Annotated in this window: 21 protein-coding genes; 4 read left to right on the forward strand and 17 right to left on the reverse strand. The window is 35.8% G+C overall.

All coding sequences use genetic code 11. The annotated features are described in order from the left end of the window. Positions 1–16: 16 nt before the first annotated feature. The 3 genes from X953_RS11795 to X953_RS11805 form a co-directional block, all read right to left on the reverse strand. A complete protein-coding gene (locus X953_RS11795) occupies positions 17–775 on the reverse strand; it encodes an enoyl-CoA hydratase/isomerase family protein (protein ID WP_040955758.1) in 759 nt (252 codons plus the stop codon). A 680-nt stretch (positions 776–1,455) separates the two neighbouring features. After that, positions 1,456–1,629: a 50S ribosomal protein L32 gene (gene rpmF / locus X953_RS11800; protein WP_019378535.1), complete on the reverse strand. Its 174-nt coding sequence runs from the start codon at positions 1,627–1,629 to the stop codon at positions 1,456–1,458. Positions 1,630–1,732: 103 nt separating this feature from the next. After that, positions 1,733–2,206, reverse strand: a complete 474-nt coding sequence (locus tag X953_RS11805) for a DUF177 domain-containing protein (RefSeq protein WP_369792690.1) — start codon at positions 2,204–2,206, stop codon at positions 1,733–1,735. Positions 2,207–2,422: 216 nt separating this feature from the next. On the opposite strand from X953_RS11805, the gene X953_RS11810 reads away from it, so the two are divergent. Beyond that, on the forward strand, positions 2,423–3,634 hold the full coding sequence (locus tag X953_RS11810) for a nucleotidyltransferase (RefSeq protein WP_040955759.1): 1,212 nt from the start codon (positions 2,423–2,425) through the stop codon (positions 3,632–3,634). 132 nt (positions 3,635–3,766) lie between these two features. Here X953_RS11810 and X953_RS11815 read toward each other — a convergent pair whose 3' ends face one another. Then, positions 3,767–4,795, reverse strand: coding sequence for a SepM family pheromone-processing serine protease (locus tag X953_RS11815; RefSeq protein WP_040955760.1), 1,029 nt, complete (start codon positions 4,793–4,795; stop codon positions 3,767–3,769). A gap of 184 nt (positions 4,796–4,979) precedes the next feature. On the opposite strand from X953_RS11815, the gene ylbJ reads away from it, so the two are divergent. After that, entirely contained in the window at positions 4,980–6,191 is a 1,212-nt protein-coding gene (gene ylbJ, locus X953_RS11820; protein WP_040955761.1) for a sporulation integral membrane protein YlbJ, read from the forward strand. A 156-nt stretch (positions 6,192–6,347) separates the two neighbouring features. Here ylbJ and coaD read toward each other — a convergent pair whose 3' ends face one another. The 7 genes from coaD to X953_RS11855 all read right to left on the reverse strand — a co-directional run bounded on the left by coaD (position 6,348) and on the right by X953_RS11855 (position 10,431). Next, on the reverse strand, positions 6,348–6,827 hold the full coding sequence (gene coaD / locus X953_RS11825) for a pantetheine-phosphate adenylyltransferase (RefSeq protein ID WP_040955762.1): 480 nt from the start codon (positions 6,825–6,827) through the stop codon (positions 6,348–6,350). Positions 6,828–6,840: 13 nt separating this feature from the next. Continuing rightward, on the reverse strand, positions 6,841–7,398 hold the full coding sequence (rsmD, locus tag X953_RS11830) for a 16S rRNA (guanine(966)-N(2))-methyltransferase RsmD (RefSeq protein ID WP_040955763.1): 558 nt from the start codon (positions 7,396–7,398) through the stop codon (positions 6,841–6,843). A 395-nt stretch (positions 7,399–7,793) separates the two neighbouring features. After that, on the reverse strand, positions 7,794–8,069 hold the full coding sequence (locus tag X953_RS11835; RefSeq protein ID WP_040955764.1) for a YlbG family protein: 276 nt from the start codon (positions 8,067–8,069) through the stop codon (positions 7,794–7,796). A 65-nt stretch (positions 8,070–8,134) separates the two neighbouring features. Beyond that, positions 8,135–8,572, reverse strand: a complete 438-nt coding sequence (locus X953_RS11840) for a YlbF family regulator (protein ID WP_040955765.1) — start codon at positions 8,570–8,572, stop codon at positions 8,135–8,137. 51 nt (positions 8,573–8,623) lie between these two features. Beyond that, positions 8,624–8,857, reverse strand: coding sequence for a YlbE-like family protein (locus X953_RS11845; RefSeq protein ID WP_040955766.1), 234 nt, complete (start codon positions 8,855–8,857; stop codon positions 8,624–8,626). A gap of 11 nt (positions 8,858–8,868) precedes the next feature. Then, positions 8,869–9,258 (reverse strand): YlbD family protein, encoded by a 390-nt coding sequence (locus X953_RS11850; RefSeq protein ID WP_040955767.1) that lies wholly within the window; start codon positions 9,256–9,258, stop codon positions 8,869–8,871. Positions 9,259–9,360: 102 nt separating this feature from the next. Further along, entirely contained in the window at positions 9,361–10,431 is a 1,071-nt protein-coding gene (locus tag X953_RS11855; protein WP_040955768.1) for a CAP domain-containing protein, read from the reverse strand. Positions 10,432–10,608: 177 nt separating this feature from the next. Here X953_RS11855 and X953_RS11860 point away from each other — a divergent pair, with 177 nt between their 5' ends. Next, entirely contained in the window at positions 10,609–10,974 is a 366-nt protein-coding gene (locus X953_RS11860; protein ID WP_040955769.1) for a YugN family protein, read from the forward strand. Positions 10,975–11,142: 168 nt separating this feature from the next. After that, positions 11,143–12,201, forward strand: a complete 1,059-nt coding sequence (gene ytvI / locus X953_RS11865; RefSeq protein ID WP_040955770.1) for a sporulation integral membrane protein YtvI — start codon at positions 11,143–11,145, stop codon at positions 12,199–12,201. 101 nt (positions 12,202–12,302) lie between these two features. On the opposite strand, the gene X953_RS11870 is transcribed toward ytvI, so the two are convergent. From X953_RS11870 to coxB, 6 genes are all read right to left on the reverse strand, one after another. Beyond that, on the reverse strand, positions 12,303–12,758 hold the full coding sequence (locus X953_RS11870; RefSeq protein WP_040955771.1) for a DUF420 domain-containing protein: 456 nt from the start codon (positions 12,756–12,758) through the stop codon (positions 12,303–12,305). 80 nt (positions 12,759–12,838) lie between these two features. Beyond that, complete coding sequence (gene ctaG, locus X953_RS11875) at positions 12,839–13,738, reverse strand: cytochrome c oxidase assembly factor CtaG (protein WP_040955772.1); 900 nt, start codon at positions 13,736–13,738, stop codon at positions 12,839–12,841. A gap of 723 nt (positions 13,739–14,461) precedes the next feature. Continuing rightward, on the reverse strand, positions 14,462–14,785 hold the full coding sequence (gene ctaF, locus X953_RS11880; protein WP_040955773.1) for a cytochrome c oxidase subunit IVB: 324 nt from the start codon (positions 14,783–14,785) through the stop codon (positions 14,462–14,464). Between the two features lie 3 nt (positions 14,786–14,788). After that, positions 14,789–15,412, reverse strand: coding sequence for a cytochrome (ubi)quinol oxidase subunit III (locus X953_RS11885; RefSeq protein ID WP_040955774.1), 624 nt, complete (start codon positions 15,410–15,412; stop codon positions 14,789–14,791). Between the two features lies 1 nt (position 15,413). Next, a complete protein-coding gene (gene ctaD, locus X953_RS11890; protein ID WP_040955775.1) occupies positions 15,414–17,267 on the reverse strand; it encodes a cytochrome c oxidase subunit I in 1,854 nt (617 codons plus the stop codon). Positions 17,268–17,311: 44 nt separating this feature from the next. Then, positions 17,312–18,361, reverse strand: a complete 1,050-nt coding sequence (gene coxB / locus X953_RS11895) for a cytochrome c oxidase subunit II (protein WP_040955776.1) — start codon at positions 18,359–18,361, stop codon at positions 17,312–17,314. Between the last annotated feature and the right edge of the window lie 30 nt (positions 18,362–18,391).

An 18,391-nucleotide genomic window follows, 5' to 3' on the forward strand; every position in this document is an offset into this window, starting at 1 on the left:
GCACAATTATACTCTATTAACGGTTTAAAAATTTATTTACTGCTTGAATATGTTCCTCCGATTCCCATAAAATTGCACAATTCCTCACTTCTTCCGCCATTACAGATGATAATCCAATACTTGATAATTTCTTCTTAAATTGTCTCTTAAGAACTTTCATTTGCTCATATGACCTTGAAATATAAGGTTCTAGTAATTTCTCGTTGTTTTCCCATTCCTCATCTGCAATAATATGATGTATCCATCCGTGGTCTTTTAAATATGGGGCATCAAAGATAGTTCCTTCTAATAACCACTGAAATGCAAAGCTTGGTTCCACCTTCTCATATAATAAGGTGCCTCCTCCCCAACCTGGAACAATCCCAAGTTTGGATTGTACAAAACCAAATTTACTGCTCTCTTTAGCAATTCGGATATCACATGCTGTGGCAATTTCACAACCTCCTCCTAATGCTCCACCATTTAACATGCAAATAACCGGAACTGGAAATGAAACAATTTCACCCAATACTTCCTTCATAGGATAAAGATGGTTGAATGCTTCATCGGAAGATAGATTACCATGTAAACTAGTCAGGTCTCCGCCAGAACAAAACATTTTTTCCCCTGCCCCAGTAATGACGAGAAACTTAATCTTATCTTGCTTTGCTTCAAGTAGGCATGTCATAAATTCTTCTGTCATTTCCTTGGATATTGCGTTATGCTTTTCGGGTCGATTTAAACAAATTTCCCCGTAGTTCTTTGTATGATTTGTATATGTAATATATTTTCCCACGAACTTCTCTCCTTATTTGTGTTTACTACCATAATAGCATATAAACTAGTTGCCTTACCGAACCAAGATTAACTATGCATTTTAAATAATGATCTACGGCAAATGTTGGGATTCAAAAGTATGTTACTCATTCACAGTTGGAGGAAAATGCGAACTAACTTAGAATATAGAGACTGCGTAAATCACCGCTACGGGGAAATATTCCGCTTTCCGCGGGCGGCTGATGAGCCTCCTCACGCTCCGCGTTCCGGGGTCTCATCGAGGCCTTTCCTCCCGCAGGAGTCTCCATATTTCCCCTTCGCTACTGTTTACTATTATATCTAAGAAGACCAAAAGGTGCTGTGTACGAATTGATTGGAGTGGAGGGCGGCAAAGAAGACACTGTGAGGTTACGAACAGATGTCGCGCTTGTACCCGGAGGTGTGAAAGCGTCCGCCTGAAACGTAAATCAATGGGTGCTTCCTCTGTATAATTAATTACTCCATCCAACACAAGTTACTTCGGAGTATATCTATTTTCCGAATCATTGAATAACCTCAACATATATATTAGAACCTTAAATATACTATAAAGTAACTTGATAGTACTTTAATTTATGTCGTATTTCCTCCAATTGTAACCACATAGCATTTCTGGAAATAAAAAAACAGACCATAGAAATGATCTGTTTTTTATAAATATTAGTTGTTTACAACTTCTTTGCCATCATATTGACCACATGATTTACAAACATGGTGCGGTTTTGTTAGTTCTCCACAATTAGAGCACTCAACCATGCCAGGTACGTGTAATTTTTTATGAGTACGACGTTGATTTTTAACCTTTTTAGAAGTTCTTCTTTTAGGTACTGCCATGACTTACACCTCCTTCACATAAAAAAACAAAACGAGAACAATGATTCTTATTTGTCTTTCATATTTTTTTCTAATAATGTTTCTAACTTTTTAAATCGTGGATCTATCGTTTTTCCTTTTTTTCCTCTGAAATAAATTCCCAATCTTGGCCTTTTGCTGGAGCGCCTTGCTGGTTATTCTTCCCATCGGAAAACACACGAAAAGGTACCTCTAATAAAATATTTTCCTTTATTAAAGGAGTTAAGTCAAGCACTTCTCCCTTAACAGGATGAATTTCGTCTTCCTCTTCTTCTTCCGTATAGTAAGAAGATGTAGTAAAAACTTCATCGGCCTTAATATCAAAAGGATACGGTACATCCACCAATGTACGTGCACATGGTAACGTCATTTCCCCCTCTATATGAAAAGTAAAGAAAATCTGCTCTCCATGAAGATAGCATTTACCATGGACCCTTACAGGATCTATATGACGTATATCATTGTTCATCGCTTCTAATTCAGAAACATCAACCTTCTCATCAAAATGAAAAGGATCATTATAAGCATTTTTTCTAATTTGTGCTAATGCAAACTTCATTATTATCACCTCAAGGCAACAAGAGTAATTTTAAAAGAAAAATGGACTTTTGTCAACATATTTTCTTTACAGAATACAGACAACCATTTGCTAGGTCTTCCAACGATAGATCATTAACTTATTTAATGTCTTAACGGTGTTCATCCTTCTATAATGCATGCACACCTCCTTTATTTTTGTTACAATATTACCATTATATAGTAGGAGTGTTTGTTAATGGATGCCTGTGGATTAATTGTTGAATATAACCCTTTTCATAATGGTCATTTATATCATGTCCAGCAAGCGAAAAAATCCTCCGGAGCTGATTGTATCATAGCAGTTATGAGTGGCTCTTTTCTTCAACGAGGTGAACCGGCAATCATCGATAAGTTTCACCGAACTCAAGCTGCATTGGCATCGGGTGTTGATTTAGTAGTAGAATTGCCTTATCCTTATGCTGTCCAAAATAGTGACTTCTTTGCAAAAGGAGCAGTACATACATTGGATAAATTGAAGGTTTCCAGTATTTGTTTTGGTAGTGAGTCTGGTAATACCTCCAATTTTATAACAAGTTATAAAATGTTTAAAGAAAAAGAGGCTATCTTTCATGAAACTGTACAACTATATTTAAAAAAAGGTATTTCCTTTCCAGAAGCAAGCAAGGCTGCTTACAAGGAGATAGGTTTATCTAATAATGAACTCGATTTAACTAAACCTAATAATATACTTGGATTCAGTTATATTAAAGCTATCTTAGAGGCTAATCTTTCCATTACTCCTATTACAATAAAACGTACCGGCAGTAATTATCACGATCAAATGATCAATAACTCTGTCGCCAGTGCAACTAGTATACGAAAGGCATTATTTGCACATGGAAGTCTGACAGAAGAAATCCAAGGAACATTGCCAGCTTCTACTGGTGAACAGTTGCTAAAATATAAAAAAATTACTGGCTACTGGCATACATGGGAAAATTACTTTCCACTCATTCATTATCGTGTATTAACAATGTCATTAAATGAGATTAGAGAAATCCATGGCGTCACAGAAGGGCTTGAGTACAGAATTAAAAAAACAGCTAAAACGGCGACTTCCTTTTCTGAATGGATGGATGAACTGAAAACAAAACGTTATACTCGTACAAGACTACAACGCATTTTTGTTCATATTCTTACAAATACAAAAAAGGAAGATTTACTCCCTATCCTTGAGCGTCGATCTGTATCTTATGTCAGACTACTTGGATTTAATGAAACAGGACGAAAATACATAAGACTGAACAAAAAGAAAATGCAAGTACCACTTGTTACAAAATTAACTAGAAACATGGATTCTTCTTTAAACATGGAAGAGAAAGCCAGTAACGCATATTATAGTATTCTGCCTCAGAGCATTGCAGAGCCATTACGCAAGCAAGAGCTGCAGCCACCAATTATGATATAAAGCAGCACTGACAGATGTTGATATGCTAAACCTTAAAAATAAAAATAGTCGAACGTCTCGAAATGTATAATATTTCGAAAGACGTTCGACTTCTGCTTTTGCTAAGAATTAGTTAACAGAATTTCTTTATATTTAATTAGAAGCCGGCTCTAGGCCTTTTAAATATTCGACTGCTTCCTGAAATGTATCCACAGGAACAATCTTCATTGATGTATCAATTTCAGCTGCTTTTTTCTTTGCCACTTGGTAGTTTGAATCTTTATTTCCATTTTCATTAGGAGCAAAAAAGATATCTGCGCCCTCTCTGTCAGCAGCAACAACTTTTTTATCAATACCGCCAATTCTTCCAACGTTACCGTTATAATCTATTTCCCCTGTACCGGCAATTTCATAGCCTTTCGTAAAATCTTCTTCTGTTAACTGATCAAATATTTCAAGTGAGAACATTAACCCAGCACTTGGTCCACCAATTCTACCACTTGAAAAATGAACTTCCGGGTCAACCGTAACATTACGATCTGTCACCAATCGAATACCAATTCCTACTTTACCACCAAGTTCTTCATATGCATCCAATTTTATATCTTTTGTCATTTCCTTGTTGTCCCTAACAAATTTGATAGTGACAATATCTCCAGCTTTCTTACCTTCTACATACGTTATTAAGTCTTCAGCTTCTTTTACCTGCTTGTCATTAATACCGACAATTCTATCACCCATTTGGAGGGTACCGTCAGCTGGCATTCCATCTATCACTGTTACAATATAAACGCCATTAAATTCAATATCTATGCCTTTTTCTGCTGCTTTATATGCAACTACTGTTGAAGCCTCTTGTGAGTTCTCCATCATTTGCAATTGAGCATGCATATATTCGTCTTCGGTAACTCCTTCAGGCCGAACGTCCTCTAGTGGCATAATCTCCTGATTGGGAAGAATTTTCGCCCAAATAAATTGTAATGGAGTCGCCTGTCCTCCACTAATAGTCACAAGATGCATATCTCCTTTACTTTTATAACCGTCTTCCACCTCTACAATAGGATTTAGTGCATCAGCACTACCTGGTTTGTAAATGTAGTAAGGAATTTTAAATGCTGCCAAAAAATAAGTAAGGATAATAATAATGAACAGAAAAAATAAATGTTTCTTTGTAAATCTCATCTACATGCTCCTTCCAACTCTCAACCAATAAAAGTGTATGGCATATTTTCGCTATGTATGTGCGTATATTGATAAAGACTTGTACTAATTAAAATACAAATGATTATAGAACAAGCTAGAATTATTCTACTACTATCATACAGGGATGTACAGAGCAATGGGTCATGATATAGGAGGCAGACGATTGAAACAAATAGCAAAAACACTATTATTAGCGAGCCTATCCACTTTTATAGCTTTTTCATTAATAAAGTTCCCAGACGAAGCTTTCAAAGCTAGTATTAGAGGGTTAAATATGTGGTGGGAAGTCGTTTTTCCTTCTTTACTCCCATTTTTTATCACCTCTGAATTATTACTTGCATTTGGTGTCGTTAAGTTTGTAGGTATTCTTTTTGAACCAATCATGAGACCATTGTTTAACGTACCAGGCGTTGGGAGTTTTGGATGGGTGATGGGTATGGCAAGTGGATATCCCACCGGAGCAAAAATTGCCAGCAGATTACGAGAAGAAAAACAATTAACACAGATTGAGGCAGAGAGACTCGTGTCATTCACAAATGCTTCCAGCCCCTTATTTATCATTGGAGCCGTTTCGGTGGGTTTTTTCCATGATGCAAAGCTGGGAATATTGCTAGCCGCTGCACATTATATAGGCAATGCTCTAGTAGGATTCTGTATGCGATTCCATGGTTTAAAATCTTCCAGTGAAACAAAGAAAAAAACAAAGGGAAGTTTTTCACTAATCAAAGCATTTCAAGAAATGCATCACACCCGACTGAAAGACCCCCGTCCTATTGGAGAGGTGCTGGGAGATGCGGTTGTTAATTCGATAAAAACACTTGTCATGGTTGGCGGATTCATCATCTTGTTCTCTGTGCTTACTAAATTACTCTTTTTAGTCGGAGTTACACCATTTTTAGCAATATTTTTTAAAATATTTTTGCAAATAATAGGACTGCCTATAGATATGGCTTTACCCTTTTTCTCAGGTTTGTTTGAAATAACAATTGGAGCTCAGAGTATTTCAGGTGTTTCATCAGATTCTATGTTAGCAAAAGCAATTTTGATAAGTTTTATTTTAGGGTTTAATGGTTTTTCCGTACAAGCCCAGGTTGCAAGTATTCTTGCGAAAACAGATATCCGTTTTACCCCTTACTTTTTCGCTAGATTTCTTCATGGAATTTTTGCCAGTATAATTGTGATCATTCTTTATAAGCCACTTTATTTAAATAAACAAGCATTTGGGACAGATGACATCCCTGTCACTCAACAAGGGCAGTCTCATTTATTCTGGTTGGATTTACTGGAATTACTAAAACAATTGGGGCCAATAATTACCATACTTTCTTTGACTAGTGCTTTCTTTATTCTCTATCGCCGTCGCAAACAAAGTTAAAGGGATAACTGAAAGTGCTGGTATCTGTAATTAGTAAGAAAGACGGGCTACACCCTAATACACATTAGAACTGGAGCTTCGATTACTCGTCCTCCTTAATTCTCTATGTTTTTTAAATAAAAAAGATGTTGCTCTTTATCACAACATCTTTTTCTCCTATTTAAACTTTGTAATTAACGCCTGTTCCACTGGACTCGGAACGAGATCTGAGACATTTGCTTTATATTTTGCCACTTCTTTTACAATACTGGAACTAAGGAATGAATATTGATTATTTGTCATCATAAAGAATGTTTCAATCTCTTCATCCAATTTTCTATTCATAGAAGTAATTTGCATTTCATATTCAAAATCACTAACTGCTCTTAGCCCTCTTATAATAGCCTGAGCGTTTTTTTCTTTTGCATAATCCATCAATAAGCCTTCCGAAGAATCTGCTATTACATTTGGCAGGTCAATAGTGCACTCCTCTATTAATTTTATCCGTTCCTCAACAGAAAATAAAGGAGCTTTCGATTGATTGTTGAATACCGCTACAATAATTTGATCAAAAATTCTAGCTCCACGCTGTATAATGTCTAGATGCCCATAAGTAAGTGGATCAAAACTGCCGGGACATATCGCTAATCTAGTCAATATAATTTACCTCCTATGTGTCATGTCTGAATATAGTTATTGTTATTGTTCCTCCATATTTTTGTTGCTTAATTAAAGATAGTGACTTATGTGATGAGTTCAGTATAGTGGTGTGATCGTGTTCACAATAAATGATAGCTCCCTTATTTAGTATATCTAAGCTTACTATTTCATTTAGTAACCCTTCATAGTCTCCCTTTGCATAAGGTGGGTCCAGTAGTATTAAATCAAACCGGAGTCCTCGCTTGGATGCAGCCTGTATTGCGCGAAAAGCATCTGCCCGAAATACTTCTGTATTATTTTCCAAGCTAAGTGACTTAAGATTATCATGAATTATATGTATAGCCTTAGGTGACTTATCGACCAGAATACCCCATTCCATTCCTCTACTCAATGCCTCAATAGCGAGTGCACCACTGCCAGCAAACAGATCAAGGAATTTACCTCCTTCAAAATAAGGACCCATTATTTGAAAAGTAGCTTCTTTGACTTTATCAGTTGTCGGTCTTGTATTTTTACCTGGAACTGCTTTTAATTGTCGTCCTTTATATTGCCCAGCTATAACTCTCATAGTCACACTCCTTTTGGCACTATTCGACATTAATCCTACCATAAAAGGAAAGAGATGAAAATAATTTATATTACGATAAGAAAACATGAACTTTGACGTATAAATAACTTTTTCTTGTACATAATAAATTATTGAGACAGCTAAAGGTTAGCTTGGTTGTTTCATAACTCGAAGAAGACTTACACTTCCCCATAAGATCTTCTTCGGTTTCTCCTCTCCCTTTGCCTTTTTGTTTTCTAAAAGGAAAACAAAGGGACCTGCAGAAATATTTCTGCAGGTTTTTCTTTTTATCTAATGGAATTCTGTATAACCTAATCTCTAATGCCTTTAAAAATCGATGATTATTAGGACAAAAAAATATGGACAATATATATTGTCCATATTAAGAAAAAATATTAAATACCCATTTTATAATCATATTGTTTTGCTTTATCTGGTTTTGCATTTTCGTAGTTTGTTTCTATAAAGGGTTTATAAGAACGGTCTATTTTAGACACAAAGGCTAACTTAAGTAATTTTTGTTCGATCCTTTCAATCTCATCCTGATTAACGTAAATTACAGCATATTTCATTCTCTTTGATACGTAAATTAAATGTCCATATTTTTTTATTTGTTTAATATTCTTCAAATGCTGAAACCAGACTATTAAACTTTGGCGATCCACACTCATATCATGCCCTCACTTACAAGTTATTTGCAACTTAGTTTATCAGAGTAAACCGGTAAATTCAACGATCAGGAGGCACAGCCACATCCTCCACCGCTTCCACAACCACAGCCACTATCTGTTAAAGCAGCCCCTTCCTGTGGAGCTTTAACTTGTTCACTTACACTCTGAGCAACATATCTACTAATCTCATCCAATAACTTCTGCAGGTTTCTTTCCGCAATTTTAAATGCAGCCACCTTATCATTCATATCCATCTCTCGTTTGGCTGCTCGTACCTTTTTCATGATCTCATTATAATCAGGATGGTATCTACCAAATCGTTGGACATCATCATATTGTTCTTTTATATCTTGAAAATCTTTAATTAACCTCTGGGCTTCTTTATCTTTATGAAGAGCATTCTGGGAAATAGTGTAGGCTTCCATTATATCGGACTCCATTACCATACTCCCTAACTGCTCGGATTTATCTAATATATCTACATATTCCATAGTAGCTATCATTAATTACACCTCCACTACTATAGTATCATTTAAGACAAGTTCTGAAAATGTTTAATCCTTCATTGCTCCCGCAAATTGGATAAGCATTTCAAGCATCTGTACTTGGTTATTTAATTTTTCAACACGCTGTGGGAATGTCTTTCCATAAAATTTTTTCGCTTCTTTTTCTATATAAACCAACATGGAAGGTTCTCGAGACAAGTAGCGGTACCAGATAGGATTAAGACGTACGTATCTTGCTAACTCCGGATTACTCTGTAAATAATCGTAACATTGTGGATGCATTCTAGTTCCTCCTAGTCTCTATACCAATTAATAGGATTTTGGTTAGGATTACCAGTGCTCTTAGTTGATTGGAACTGAGTGATTATTTCCTGAACAGTAGTTATTGCATTACTTAATTGGTTGGCTTGTTTCTGTATTTTTTCTATATCCATGTTCTCAGCCATTTTAAGAATTTGATTGAATAACTCCTTATTTTTTTTATCCCCATCTTCTTTGCCGGTCTCAGGTTCTTTTTCAATGAATTTTTCCCAATAGGAATCTTCTTCTCCCAGCAATGCCCATTTTTCATAATACACTTGCAGCGACTTTCCACTTCGTCTAATTTCCTTTAATAAATTTGGATGCTTATTTATAAACCGCTTAAAATCGACGACTGATGGGTGCAATTCAGATTCATTCATCTTGCTCACCTCATATTAAATAGACATTTATACTATCTAATTTATGTTGAACCTTAAGAGATGTGCCTGACTTCTCTCACAGAATCCAAAGTAGCAAGCTGCCTACAAAGGTTTAGCAAGGAAATTCTGTGTGAAATACAATCGATACACCCCGACCCCCAGATGAGTGTATTCTTCTTTTAGCAAAGCTTGACGATGCCCTTCACTATTTAACCACCCTTCTAGTGCTGCTGGTGCATCAGGATATTGTGCAGCAATATTTTCACCAGCTGCAGTATAGAAAACCTCTTTTTCAGCTAATCGCTCTTTTAATCCATTGCCATTTTGACTATAATGGGAAAAGTAATTATTTATTTCCATATCTTTACTATGCTTTAATGCTACTTGACTTACGGATTCATCCCACTTTAGCACAGACTTTTTGTATTGATGACGTATCACATTCGTAATTTCAAAAATTTGCCTTTCCATACCCTCCTCTATTTTTAACCATTGTTTATCATCTAAATTAGGGCGCTCAGGAATTTGACCACGATACTCCAATTCATAAGGACGGTGCAATAAAAGTATATCTGCAGTTAATACTCTAATAGAGGATAACTTTTCAGTAAATGTGTCAAAATAAGCTTGTACAAATAGATCATCGGTAACCTTTATTAAGGGGCGCATTTTAAGATCATCTTCATTTAGTTTAAAAGTGTAAGATGCAAAATTCTCACTATAATTTATTTGCTCTTCAAAAGGATATTTTGTATTGATCTCAGCATAGGACTTATTAATGACAAAAGGTTTTGAACCTAACTTAGAACCAGTGGCAAATAGCGTTTTGACCTCCCCTTCCATAACACCAAATTGAATATATTGATTTGCCTCATCCGTGTATACCCACCAAGTATAGTCATATGCACTTGGATCCTTTCTCTTTGGTTGTCCAAGTTGCTCTTGTAACTGTTCAGAACTTTTTCCTATCCATTGAAAAAGATCCCCTTCCAACGGTGTTTTTTTCTGCAATTTTGGAGTTACTTCTTTAGCCTCTAGTAAAGTAAACTTCTCTTTTGCTACGCTTACTGATCCAGTAGTTAGGTTTTCAATAGTAGAATCCTTTCCCTCCATTACATAAAAAGCAATAACTCCGAGAATGGTTAGTAGAACTATAATTTGAATAAACCGCATAGAATGGTCCCCTTCTCTTCTTTTTTGTTATATATATGCACAATATACTATAAACATTCTCTTAACTCTATTATCTTTATAAGACATATAATCAAAAATCTTATGCGTTTTCAATTGCATGTTCACTTATTTCGTACTATTATAGTGTAGGAAGGACAATTATGTGAGGTGGATAAGATGATATTAGAGAATACTGGGATTGAAGACGTTGTTATCGATTTAAAACCACTCGATCATTTAACAGGAAAACATGCTTTTATTCGAGCAGGCCAATGGGATTATGATCGTGTAACCTATGATTATAAAATAGAATCAAAAGAAAAAAACATTACATATTACATCCGAATTCAAGGCTACTCTATTGAAGGAGATGTAGACAGGGGCAATGCTGTAATTAAACTAATGCCTCCAATGTTAGGAAAACATTACTATCCGCATGGGGTTGAATATGGTGAAGAAGAAGGGTTCCCTGCAAATCTTGTTGAACGCGCAAATAACATTGTTACTAAAGTAAAAGACGAAATTCAACAATATAAAAAATAAATTCAAACTGACCAACTACTCAGATCAAATGTTAGTAGTTGGTTTTTTATTCAATTTTTAATATAATACGATAAAGTTTTCTGTTCAAATTGGAAAATTAATGCTATATTCTTTATAGAAATAGCTGCCATTCTTTTTGCTACATATGAAAGGAGACATTAATTAACGTTGATCCGCACACTTACAAAACGCCATTGGACACTAATATTTATAGCCGTATTGCTAATACTTTTTATAATCTTTATTCTACCTGTCTCCATTCCTCTTATTGTCGCTTTTTTTACAGCATTATTGCTTAACCCTACAATTCGTTTGCTACAAAGGAAAACGAAGATTAGCCGAAAAGTAGCGGTTTCTATAATATTTTTGCTTTTTTTACTGCTAGTTGGAATTGCCGGAACCTTTATTGTTACAAAAGCTGTGACTCAAGTTGTAAATTTCGCAGAGGAGGTACCCAGTCATTTTAATCAATTGAATGATATGTATGAAGAGTGGGAGAATGACTTACAACAATATACAAATAATCTTCCTCCCGAATTTGTGAAACAGATCTCTGATAGCATTGAAGAAAATCTAACAGCACTTAGCAATACAGCTAAAGAGAAAATAACATTAGATAACATTGCAGAGATTTTCAGTAAAGTCCCTCAATATTTAATTAGTTTTATTGTTTATCTTATTGCTCTCTTCCTTTTTATGCTGGAATTGCCTTTACTTAAAGCAAAAATGTATAACTTATTAACAAAAGAAACTGCTGAAAAGGTTTCATTTATGAACAGGCGTTTAGCTGATGTTTTACTAGGATTTCTAAAAGCACAGTTCCTAGTAAGCCTTCTAATTCTCGCAGTATCGTTGATCGGCCTGTTTTTGATTACGCCAGAAGTTGCGATCATGATGTCTCTTATTATTTGGATCGTTGATTTAATACCAATTATTGGTTCTATCATTATATTAGGACCGTGGGCTTTATTTCTATTACTGGCAGGTGATACAGCATTAGGTATCCAACTTGCTGTACTTGCAATCATTTTACTGGCTGTTCGCCGTATTGTGGAACCTAAAGTAATGGGGCAGCATATTGGACTATCTCCGTTGGCCACCTTAATTGCCATGTTTATCGGCTTAAAATTATTAGGTTTACTAGGTTTTATATTAGGTCCATTACTATTTATCGCATTTAACTCCGCAAAAGAAGCAGGTATTATAAAATGGAATACAAAAATATAGGAGGAAGAGCAATTTCGCTCTTCCTCCTTTTCTTATCATAATGGAATAATATTAAATTTTAGGAATACAGACTCCCTACCGGCATGGCAGCACTTTTCTTTCTATGTTCCTAATATTGCTTTTATCATACTTGTTGTTTCTCCGCCTTCAAAAATAATATAAAGTAATAAATAAACCATTACTCCAGTTATTGCACTAAAAAGCCAAATAACACTTGTTACAGGCCCAATCTTTCTGTGCTTGGTAATTTTACGTTTGAATGCTAGCATAAGCGTAACAACACCAAAAACAGCTCCTATTGTTGCTAGGGTTATATGAAATATAAGAAAAACGGTGTAGTAAATTTTATACTCATCAGGGCCACCAAAACTTGTATTTCCGACAAATACTGTTCTTGAAACATAAATAATAAAGAACAGCAATGCACTGATAGCAGCAGACACCATTACTTTTTTATGTGTTTTAGCATTTCCTTTACTAATTAGTATCCATCCTATCGCAACCAGAATAGCACTTAATGCGATGAAGAAGGTACTTATTGTCGGTAACAACGGCATCTCTTTCCTTCCTTTCACTCTTCAATTTATGTAGAAAACACCTTACCTCACAAAGGAAGCAAGGTGTTTAATCGATTTGCCTAACTATTCGTCTCTGCAGGAATAGGATCGACCTTAAGACTTTCTTGATTAAACCATGTAAAGAAAATACGAGCTAGTATATAGCCATATGTTATTTCCTGCATAATCTTCATAATAATACCACCAAGTTGTTGATCTTCGAGAGTACTCATTGGTGAGAACATTTCCGGACCAGAAATAGCATAAGATATGCCCTGCAATACATTTCCAGGCACACATAGCGACATTGCCTGAATCCAGGCTCCATCCTGGCTGTAAGCCGCAAACAAAGCGTGATCAGCGAATATAATTAATACACAAGCAGGTGTGATCAATACTCCGTTTGCAAAAATATAACCGATTTTTAATAATGGTGACATTGTATCCCATTCCTTAATAGGAGACAAAATTGGCCACCAAACAATAAAGGCTGCAAGAAGGATAACTAGAGAGATCGAAGTATGTGCAATTTGCGACGATTTGGCAAAGTCAAAAACTGCTGGTACATGATATAAGGAAAACAGGCTGTTAAATAATAATAAAGAAATAATGGGTTTCGTTAATACCTTTAATGCTGGGTATATAAACGGAGCATATACCACCTTTCTCCATATCCAAACAGGTAAGCCTTTTATAACTAAAATAGGAAAGATCAAATAATATATTGCCATTTGTGCCATATGTGCACTAAGCATAATATGTGTTAAAAGATCAACTGGAGATCCTTTTACGATATAGAGCAATAATAGAGCAATATAAAAAGAAACCTGTTGTTTATTAGATGGCTTTTCCTCTATTCCCCACTTGGAACGATAAGGTCCGGTAACCAAAAAATATACGATTGCAAGACTAATAACAAATAGGAAGAAATAGGGACTCCATAAAGCACGGAAACCAAAAATCTGTAATTCTAACCACATAGATAATCACTCCATTTAGGGTTTATCTCTACTATTATAACTTACATGGTCAATGAATACACGTATAGAATGTGACGATTTTAAAACTTTCCTTTATTATAAAGAGTTATAATATCTGACTGTAATATGCAACCATATATTATTAATAATAATTGGTAAAGTATATAAATACCTATTTAAATAATATTAACCCTGGCGATTGTAAGATAAAAACTAAGAGGCTTGCATAGTTGGAGGAAATTCCGCACTAGTGTGAAAAAAATCAGCAGTAGAGCGAGATAATTCGACGGAGAACGAATTAATCGGCAGTAGAGTGATGCTATCCGCCGGAGAGCAAATAATTCAGCTGCAGAGCGAAATTATCCGCCGGAGAGCGAATTAATCAGCTGCAGAGCAAGATAATCCACCGGAGAGCAAATTAATCAGCTGCAGAACAAGATAATCCGCCGGAGAGCGAATTAATCGGCTGCAGAGCGAAACTATCCGCCGGAGAGCGAATTAATCGGCAGTAGAGGAAAAGTATCCGCCGGAGACATCCCAAACTAGCTATTGTGTGTTCACCATAAGTTATTTTCCGGAACGGCCGTTTACAGTACTTACAGATAAATAGGAATTTATATATATTGCGATTTTTTTATTGTTAACACTCCAACTTATATTTAACCTCTAAAATATTTAAAAGACCAAAAGAAAAAGACCGGTATGCTTACCGGTCTCTTCTGTTTACCACCATGCAATTGTTAATAGTGTAGCAACAGTCAATACTGCTGCCCATACACCACCATAAATCATCATAGATGGGAATTCATGATCTTTGTCTTTCATGTGCATGAAGTAATAAAACTGAAATGCAACTTGAACAACTGCCAATAGTAGAATTACTGGGATAATAAACATTTTGTCCATTGCTTTTGTAGCAACCAAGGTAAAGGCAATTATGGTAAATCCAATCATTAAAGCAAAGGAGATCAGTTGCTTTTTCATTTCTTCTTTATTTCTTTTCTTTTGAAACGAATTAACACTGTTGGTATTGGTGTTCTCTGACATAATTTAACCTACCTTTCCCATTAGATAAACTACTGTAAAGATAAATACCCATACAACATCAATAAAGTGCCAATAAAGACTGAAAGTATAATATTTTGGAGCATTATATAAATTCAATCCTCTTTTTGCATTTCTAACCATTAAGGCAATTAACCAGCTAAGTCCAAATACAACGTGACCACCGTGGAAGCCTACTAATGTATAGAAGGCTGACCCAAATGCTGAAGAGCGGAATGTAAAACCGAATTCATGAATATAATGAGCAAACTCATAAATTTCACAACCAAGGAAACCCATTCCCAGCAAAGCAGTGATAGCAAGCCATAATTGCATTTTCTTAAAGTCATTATTTTTCATATGATACATAGCATATACACTCGTCAATGAACTGGTTAATAACAGCATTGTCATAATAAATACAAGCTTTAATCCAAATAAATCAGTTGACGCAGGACCACCTGCAGTAGAATTCCTTAACGCAAGGTAGGTCCCAAAAAAACTAGCAAACAAGACAGTTTCTCCACCAAGGAAAAACCATAAACCAAAGAATTTATTCTTTCCTTCAAGGGTAGCTTTTTCTGGTTCCTGCGGCATTACTTCTGGATTTAAGGAATGATCGTGACTCATCTTAGTCAGCCTCCCTTTCAAGATCTTCTTTCTTAATGTGATAGCCATGGTAGTCTTTCAAAGATCTGATTAACATACAAATCAATGCTGTACCAATACCAGCAAAGACTGCCAATAACCATGCATTGTGATCAACCTGGTAAATAAACCCAAAACCAGCAACAAAGAATCCTAATGACATGATGAAAGGAAGAATAGAACCATCAGGCATATGAATATCTCCAAGCGGTTCTGCTGGTGTCATTTTACCTTTACCTTCTGTTTTTTCAATCCATAAAGGATCCAAACCACGTGTAAGTGGAGTTTGCTTGAAGTTATAGAATGGTGGTGGTGAAGGAATTGCCCATTCCAACGTACGACCATCCCATGGGTCAGCAGGAGCTTTTTCTCCTTTAACTGCAGTGTAAATAATGTTGATTAGTAGAATTATTACTGCAACACCCATTAAAAATGCACCAATTGTACTTATAAAGTTACCAGTATCTAATCCTTGATCTTCAAGGAATACCCAGTAACGACGTGGCATACCCATTAATCCAAGGAAATGTTGAATAAAGAATGTCAAGTTAAAACCGATTAAGAAAATCCAAAATGCAGCTTTACCCATACCTTCATGTAGAATGCGGCCAAACATTTTTGGATACCAGTAATGTATACCTGCCAGGATTCCAAATACAGAACCACCAACAATAACATAATGGAAGTGAGCAACAACAAAGTAGGTATCATGATACTGATAGTCAGCTACTGCAGAGGCTAGCATAACTCCGGTCATTCCACCAATTGTAAATGAAGGAATGAAACCTAGTGCCCAAAGCATCGCAGAGTTAATACTAATGCTTCCTCCCCACATCGTTGCAAGCCAGTTAAATATTTTAATACCAGTCGGTACTGCTATAGCCATTGTTGCAATAGCAAAAATAGAGTTAGCGACTGGACCTAGACCAACCGTAAACATGTGGTGAGCCCATACCATAAATCCTAAGAAAGCGATTAAGATTGTCGCAAATACCATCGCAGTGTAACCAAATAATCTTTTCTTTGAAAATGTAGAGAAAATATCACTAAACAAACCGAAAGCAGGTAAAATCAAAATATATACTTCCGGGTGACCGAAGATCCAGAATAAATGCTGCCAGATTACAGTATTACCACCTAAAGCAACATCAAAGAAAGCTGAATCAAACATGCGGTCAAACATAAGTAGGAATAATCCTACTGTTAAAGCCGGGAAAGCAAATAGAATAAGAACACTAGTAACAAATGTCGTCCAAGTAAATAATGGCATACGCATATAAGTCATTCCAGGTGCACGCATGGTAACAATTGTTACTAAGAAGTTAATTCCGCCAATTAATGTACCTGCCCCGGCTATTTGTAATCCAATTGTGTAAAAATCCACTCCATGACCAGGTGATTGGATGGATAATGGCGCATAAGATGTCCATCCTGCATCAGGAGCTCCACCCAGGAACCAACTACAGTTCAATAAGATTCCACCAAACATAAATAACCAAAAACCTAATGAATTTAAAAATGGAAATGCAACATCTCTAGCCCCTATTTGCAAAGGCATGATGGCATTCATTAAACCTAAAAACAGCGGCATGGCTGCCAAGAAGATCATGGTCGTTCCATGCATTGTAATCATTTCATTATATAAACCAGCACTTATAAAATCATTTTCCGGTTTAATTAGTTGAATACGTATAAATAATGCTTCAATACCACCAAGCAGGAAGAAAAATCCGCCACCAACTAAATATAAATGCGCAATTTTTTTATGGTCGACTGTTGTTAAATAATCCCACAAGAAGGCTCCGAAGCCTCTTTTTTGAGTAGCTGCTATACTCAAGGTTCAAACCTCCCTTAATTTCTCTCTTAAGAATTTAAATATTACTATTTACCTGCACTTTCAGGTGTAATATCAGATGGTTTCAATTGCATCAGATAGGCTGAAATTTTCTTTGCTTCTTCTTCAGAAACAGCAGGATAGTTACCTGTCATTTTATTTCCAGGCTTAATAGATTCAGGATCCATGATCCACTTAACAAGATTTTCCTCGTTTGGCTCTAAAAAACCAGCAATTTTAGAACGATTTCCGAAATCAGTAAGATTAGGTCCAACAGCTGCAGGTGATGATCCTATAGCATGACAGCCCATACAACTCTTCTCTTCAAATAAATCCTTACCTTCTTGTGCTACTGCGTCCTGTGGCTGTGCTTTTGGATCGACATTTTGCATATCAGATACCCATTGATCAAATTCTTCTGGGCTGACTGCAACTACCTTAAAATCCATTAATGAATGCGATGGACCACAAAGTTCAGCACATTTCCCCCAGTATACGCCTTCTTCTTTTGCTTCAATATACATTTTGTTTACGTTCTCAGGGTTAACATCCATTTTCCCTGATATACTTGGAATCCATAATGAATGGATTACATCAGAAGAAATCATATTTAGATAAACCTTTTCTCCTGTTGGGATGTACAAATCTTGGCTTGTTTGAATTTCTTCACCTTTGTAATTAAAATGCCACCAATACTGGTTTCCAGTGACTTCAATATTAACTCCGTCGCCGGATTTTGACATGTCTGCTAGTTCAAATGTAGCCGCAACAGTTGGAACTGCAAGAATCAATACCAAGATAATTGGTATTACTGTCCAAACTGTCTCAAGTGTCTTATTACCTTCCACTTGTTTTGGTATGTAATTTTCCTGTCCTTTCTTCTTACGAAAGCGAACTAGGGCAATCACATATACTACAATTACAACCGCAAACACAAACACCATTACAAGTGTTGATAGCAAAATCAAATTCATTGATGTTTCTGCTCCAGTCCCTTTCGGTACAAGAGCGGTTAAGTTTTCTTTACCGCAACCAGCCAAGACTATTGCTAAAAAACTTAATAGGAATAATGCTTTAATTTTTCCCATCCCTTTCATGAATTCATACCTCTCTTTCTCCTTGTTGAT

The organism is Virgibacillus sp. SK37, from assembly GCF_000725285.1.
Classification (GTDB): domain Bacteria; phylum Bacillota; class Bacilli; order Bacillales; family Amphibacillaceae; genus Virgibacillus_Q.

Bases quoted from the DNA above. Each gene is read 5' to 3' on its own strand.
- rpmF (WP_019378535.1), bottom strand. From the start codon at position 1,629: ATGGCAGTACCTAAAAGAAGAACTTCTAAAAAGGTTAAAAATCAACGT.
- X953_RS11805 (WP_369792690.1), bottom strand. From the start codon at position 2,206: ATGAAGTTTGCATTAGCACAAATTAGAAAAAATGCTTATAATGATCCT.
- X953_RS11810 (WP_040955759.1), top strand. From the start codon at position 2,423: ATGGATGCCTGTGGATTAATTGTTGAATATAACCCTTTTCATAATGGT.
- X953_RS11815 (WP_040955760.1), bottom strand. From the start codon at position 4,795: ATGAGATTTACAAAGAAACATTTATTTTTTCTGTTCATTATTATTATC.
- rsmD (WP_040955763.1), bottom strand. From the start codon at position 7,398: ATGAGAGTTATAGCTGGGCAATATAAAGGACGACAATTAAAAGCAGTT.
- X953_RS11835 (WP_040955764.1), bottom strand. From the start codon at position 8,069: ATGAGTGTGGATCGCCAAAGTTTAATAGTCTGGTTTCAGCATTTGAAG.
- X953_RS11840 (WP_040955765.1), bottom strand. From the start codon at position 8,572: ATGATAGCTACTATGGAATATGTAGATATATTAGATAAATCCGAGCAG.
- X953_RS11845 (WP_040955766.1), bottom strand. From the start codon at position 8,857: ATGCATCCACAATGTTACGATTATTTACAGAGTAATCCGGAGTTAGCA.
- X953_RS11850 (WP_040955767.1), bottom strand. From the start codon at position 9,258: ATGAATGAATCTGAATTGCACCCATCAGTCGTCGATTTTAAGCGGTTT.
- X953_RS11855 (WP_040955768.1), bottom strand. From the start codon at position 10,431: ATGCGGTTTATTCAAATTATAGTTCTACTAACCATTCTCGGAGTTATT.
- X953_RS11860 (WP_040955769.1), top strand. From the start codon at position 10,609: ATGATATTAGAGAATACTGGGATTGAAGACGTTGTTATCGATTTAAAA.
- X953_RS11870 (WP_040955771.1), bottom strand. From the start codon at position 12,758: ATGCCGTTGTTACCGACAATAAGTACCTTCTTCATCGCATTAAGTGCT.
- ctaG (WP_040955772.1), bottom strand. From the start codon at position 13,738: ATGTGGTTAGAATTACAGATTTTTGGTTTCCGTGCTTTATGGAGTCCC.
- ctaF (WP_040955773.1), bottom strand. From the start codon at position 14,785: ATGTCAGAGAACACCAATACCAACAGTGTTAATTCGTTTCAAAAGAAA.
- X953_RS11885 (WP_040955774.1), bottom strand. From the start codon at position 15,412: ATGAGTCACGATCATTCCTTAAATCCAGAAGTAATGCCGCAGGAACCA.
- coxB (WP_040955776.1), bottom strand. From the start codon at position 18,361: ATGAAAGGGATGGGAAAAATTAAAGCATTATTCCTATTAAGTTTTTTA.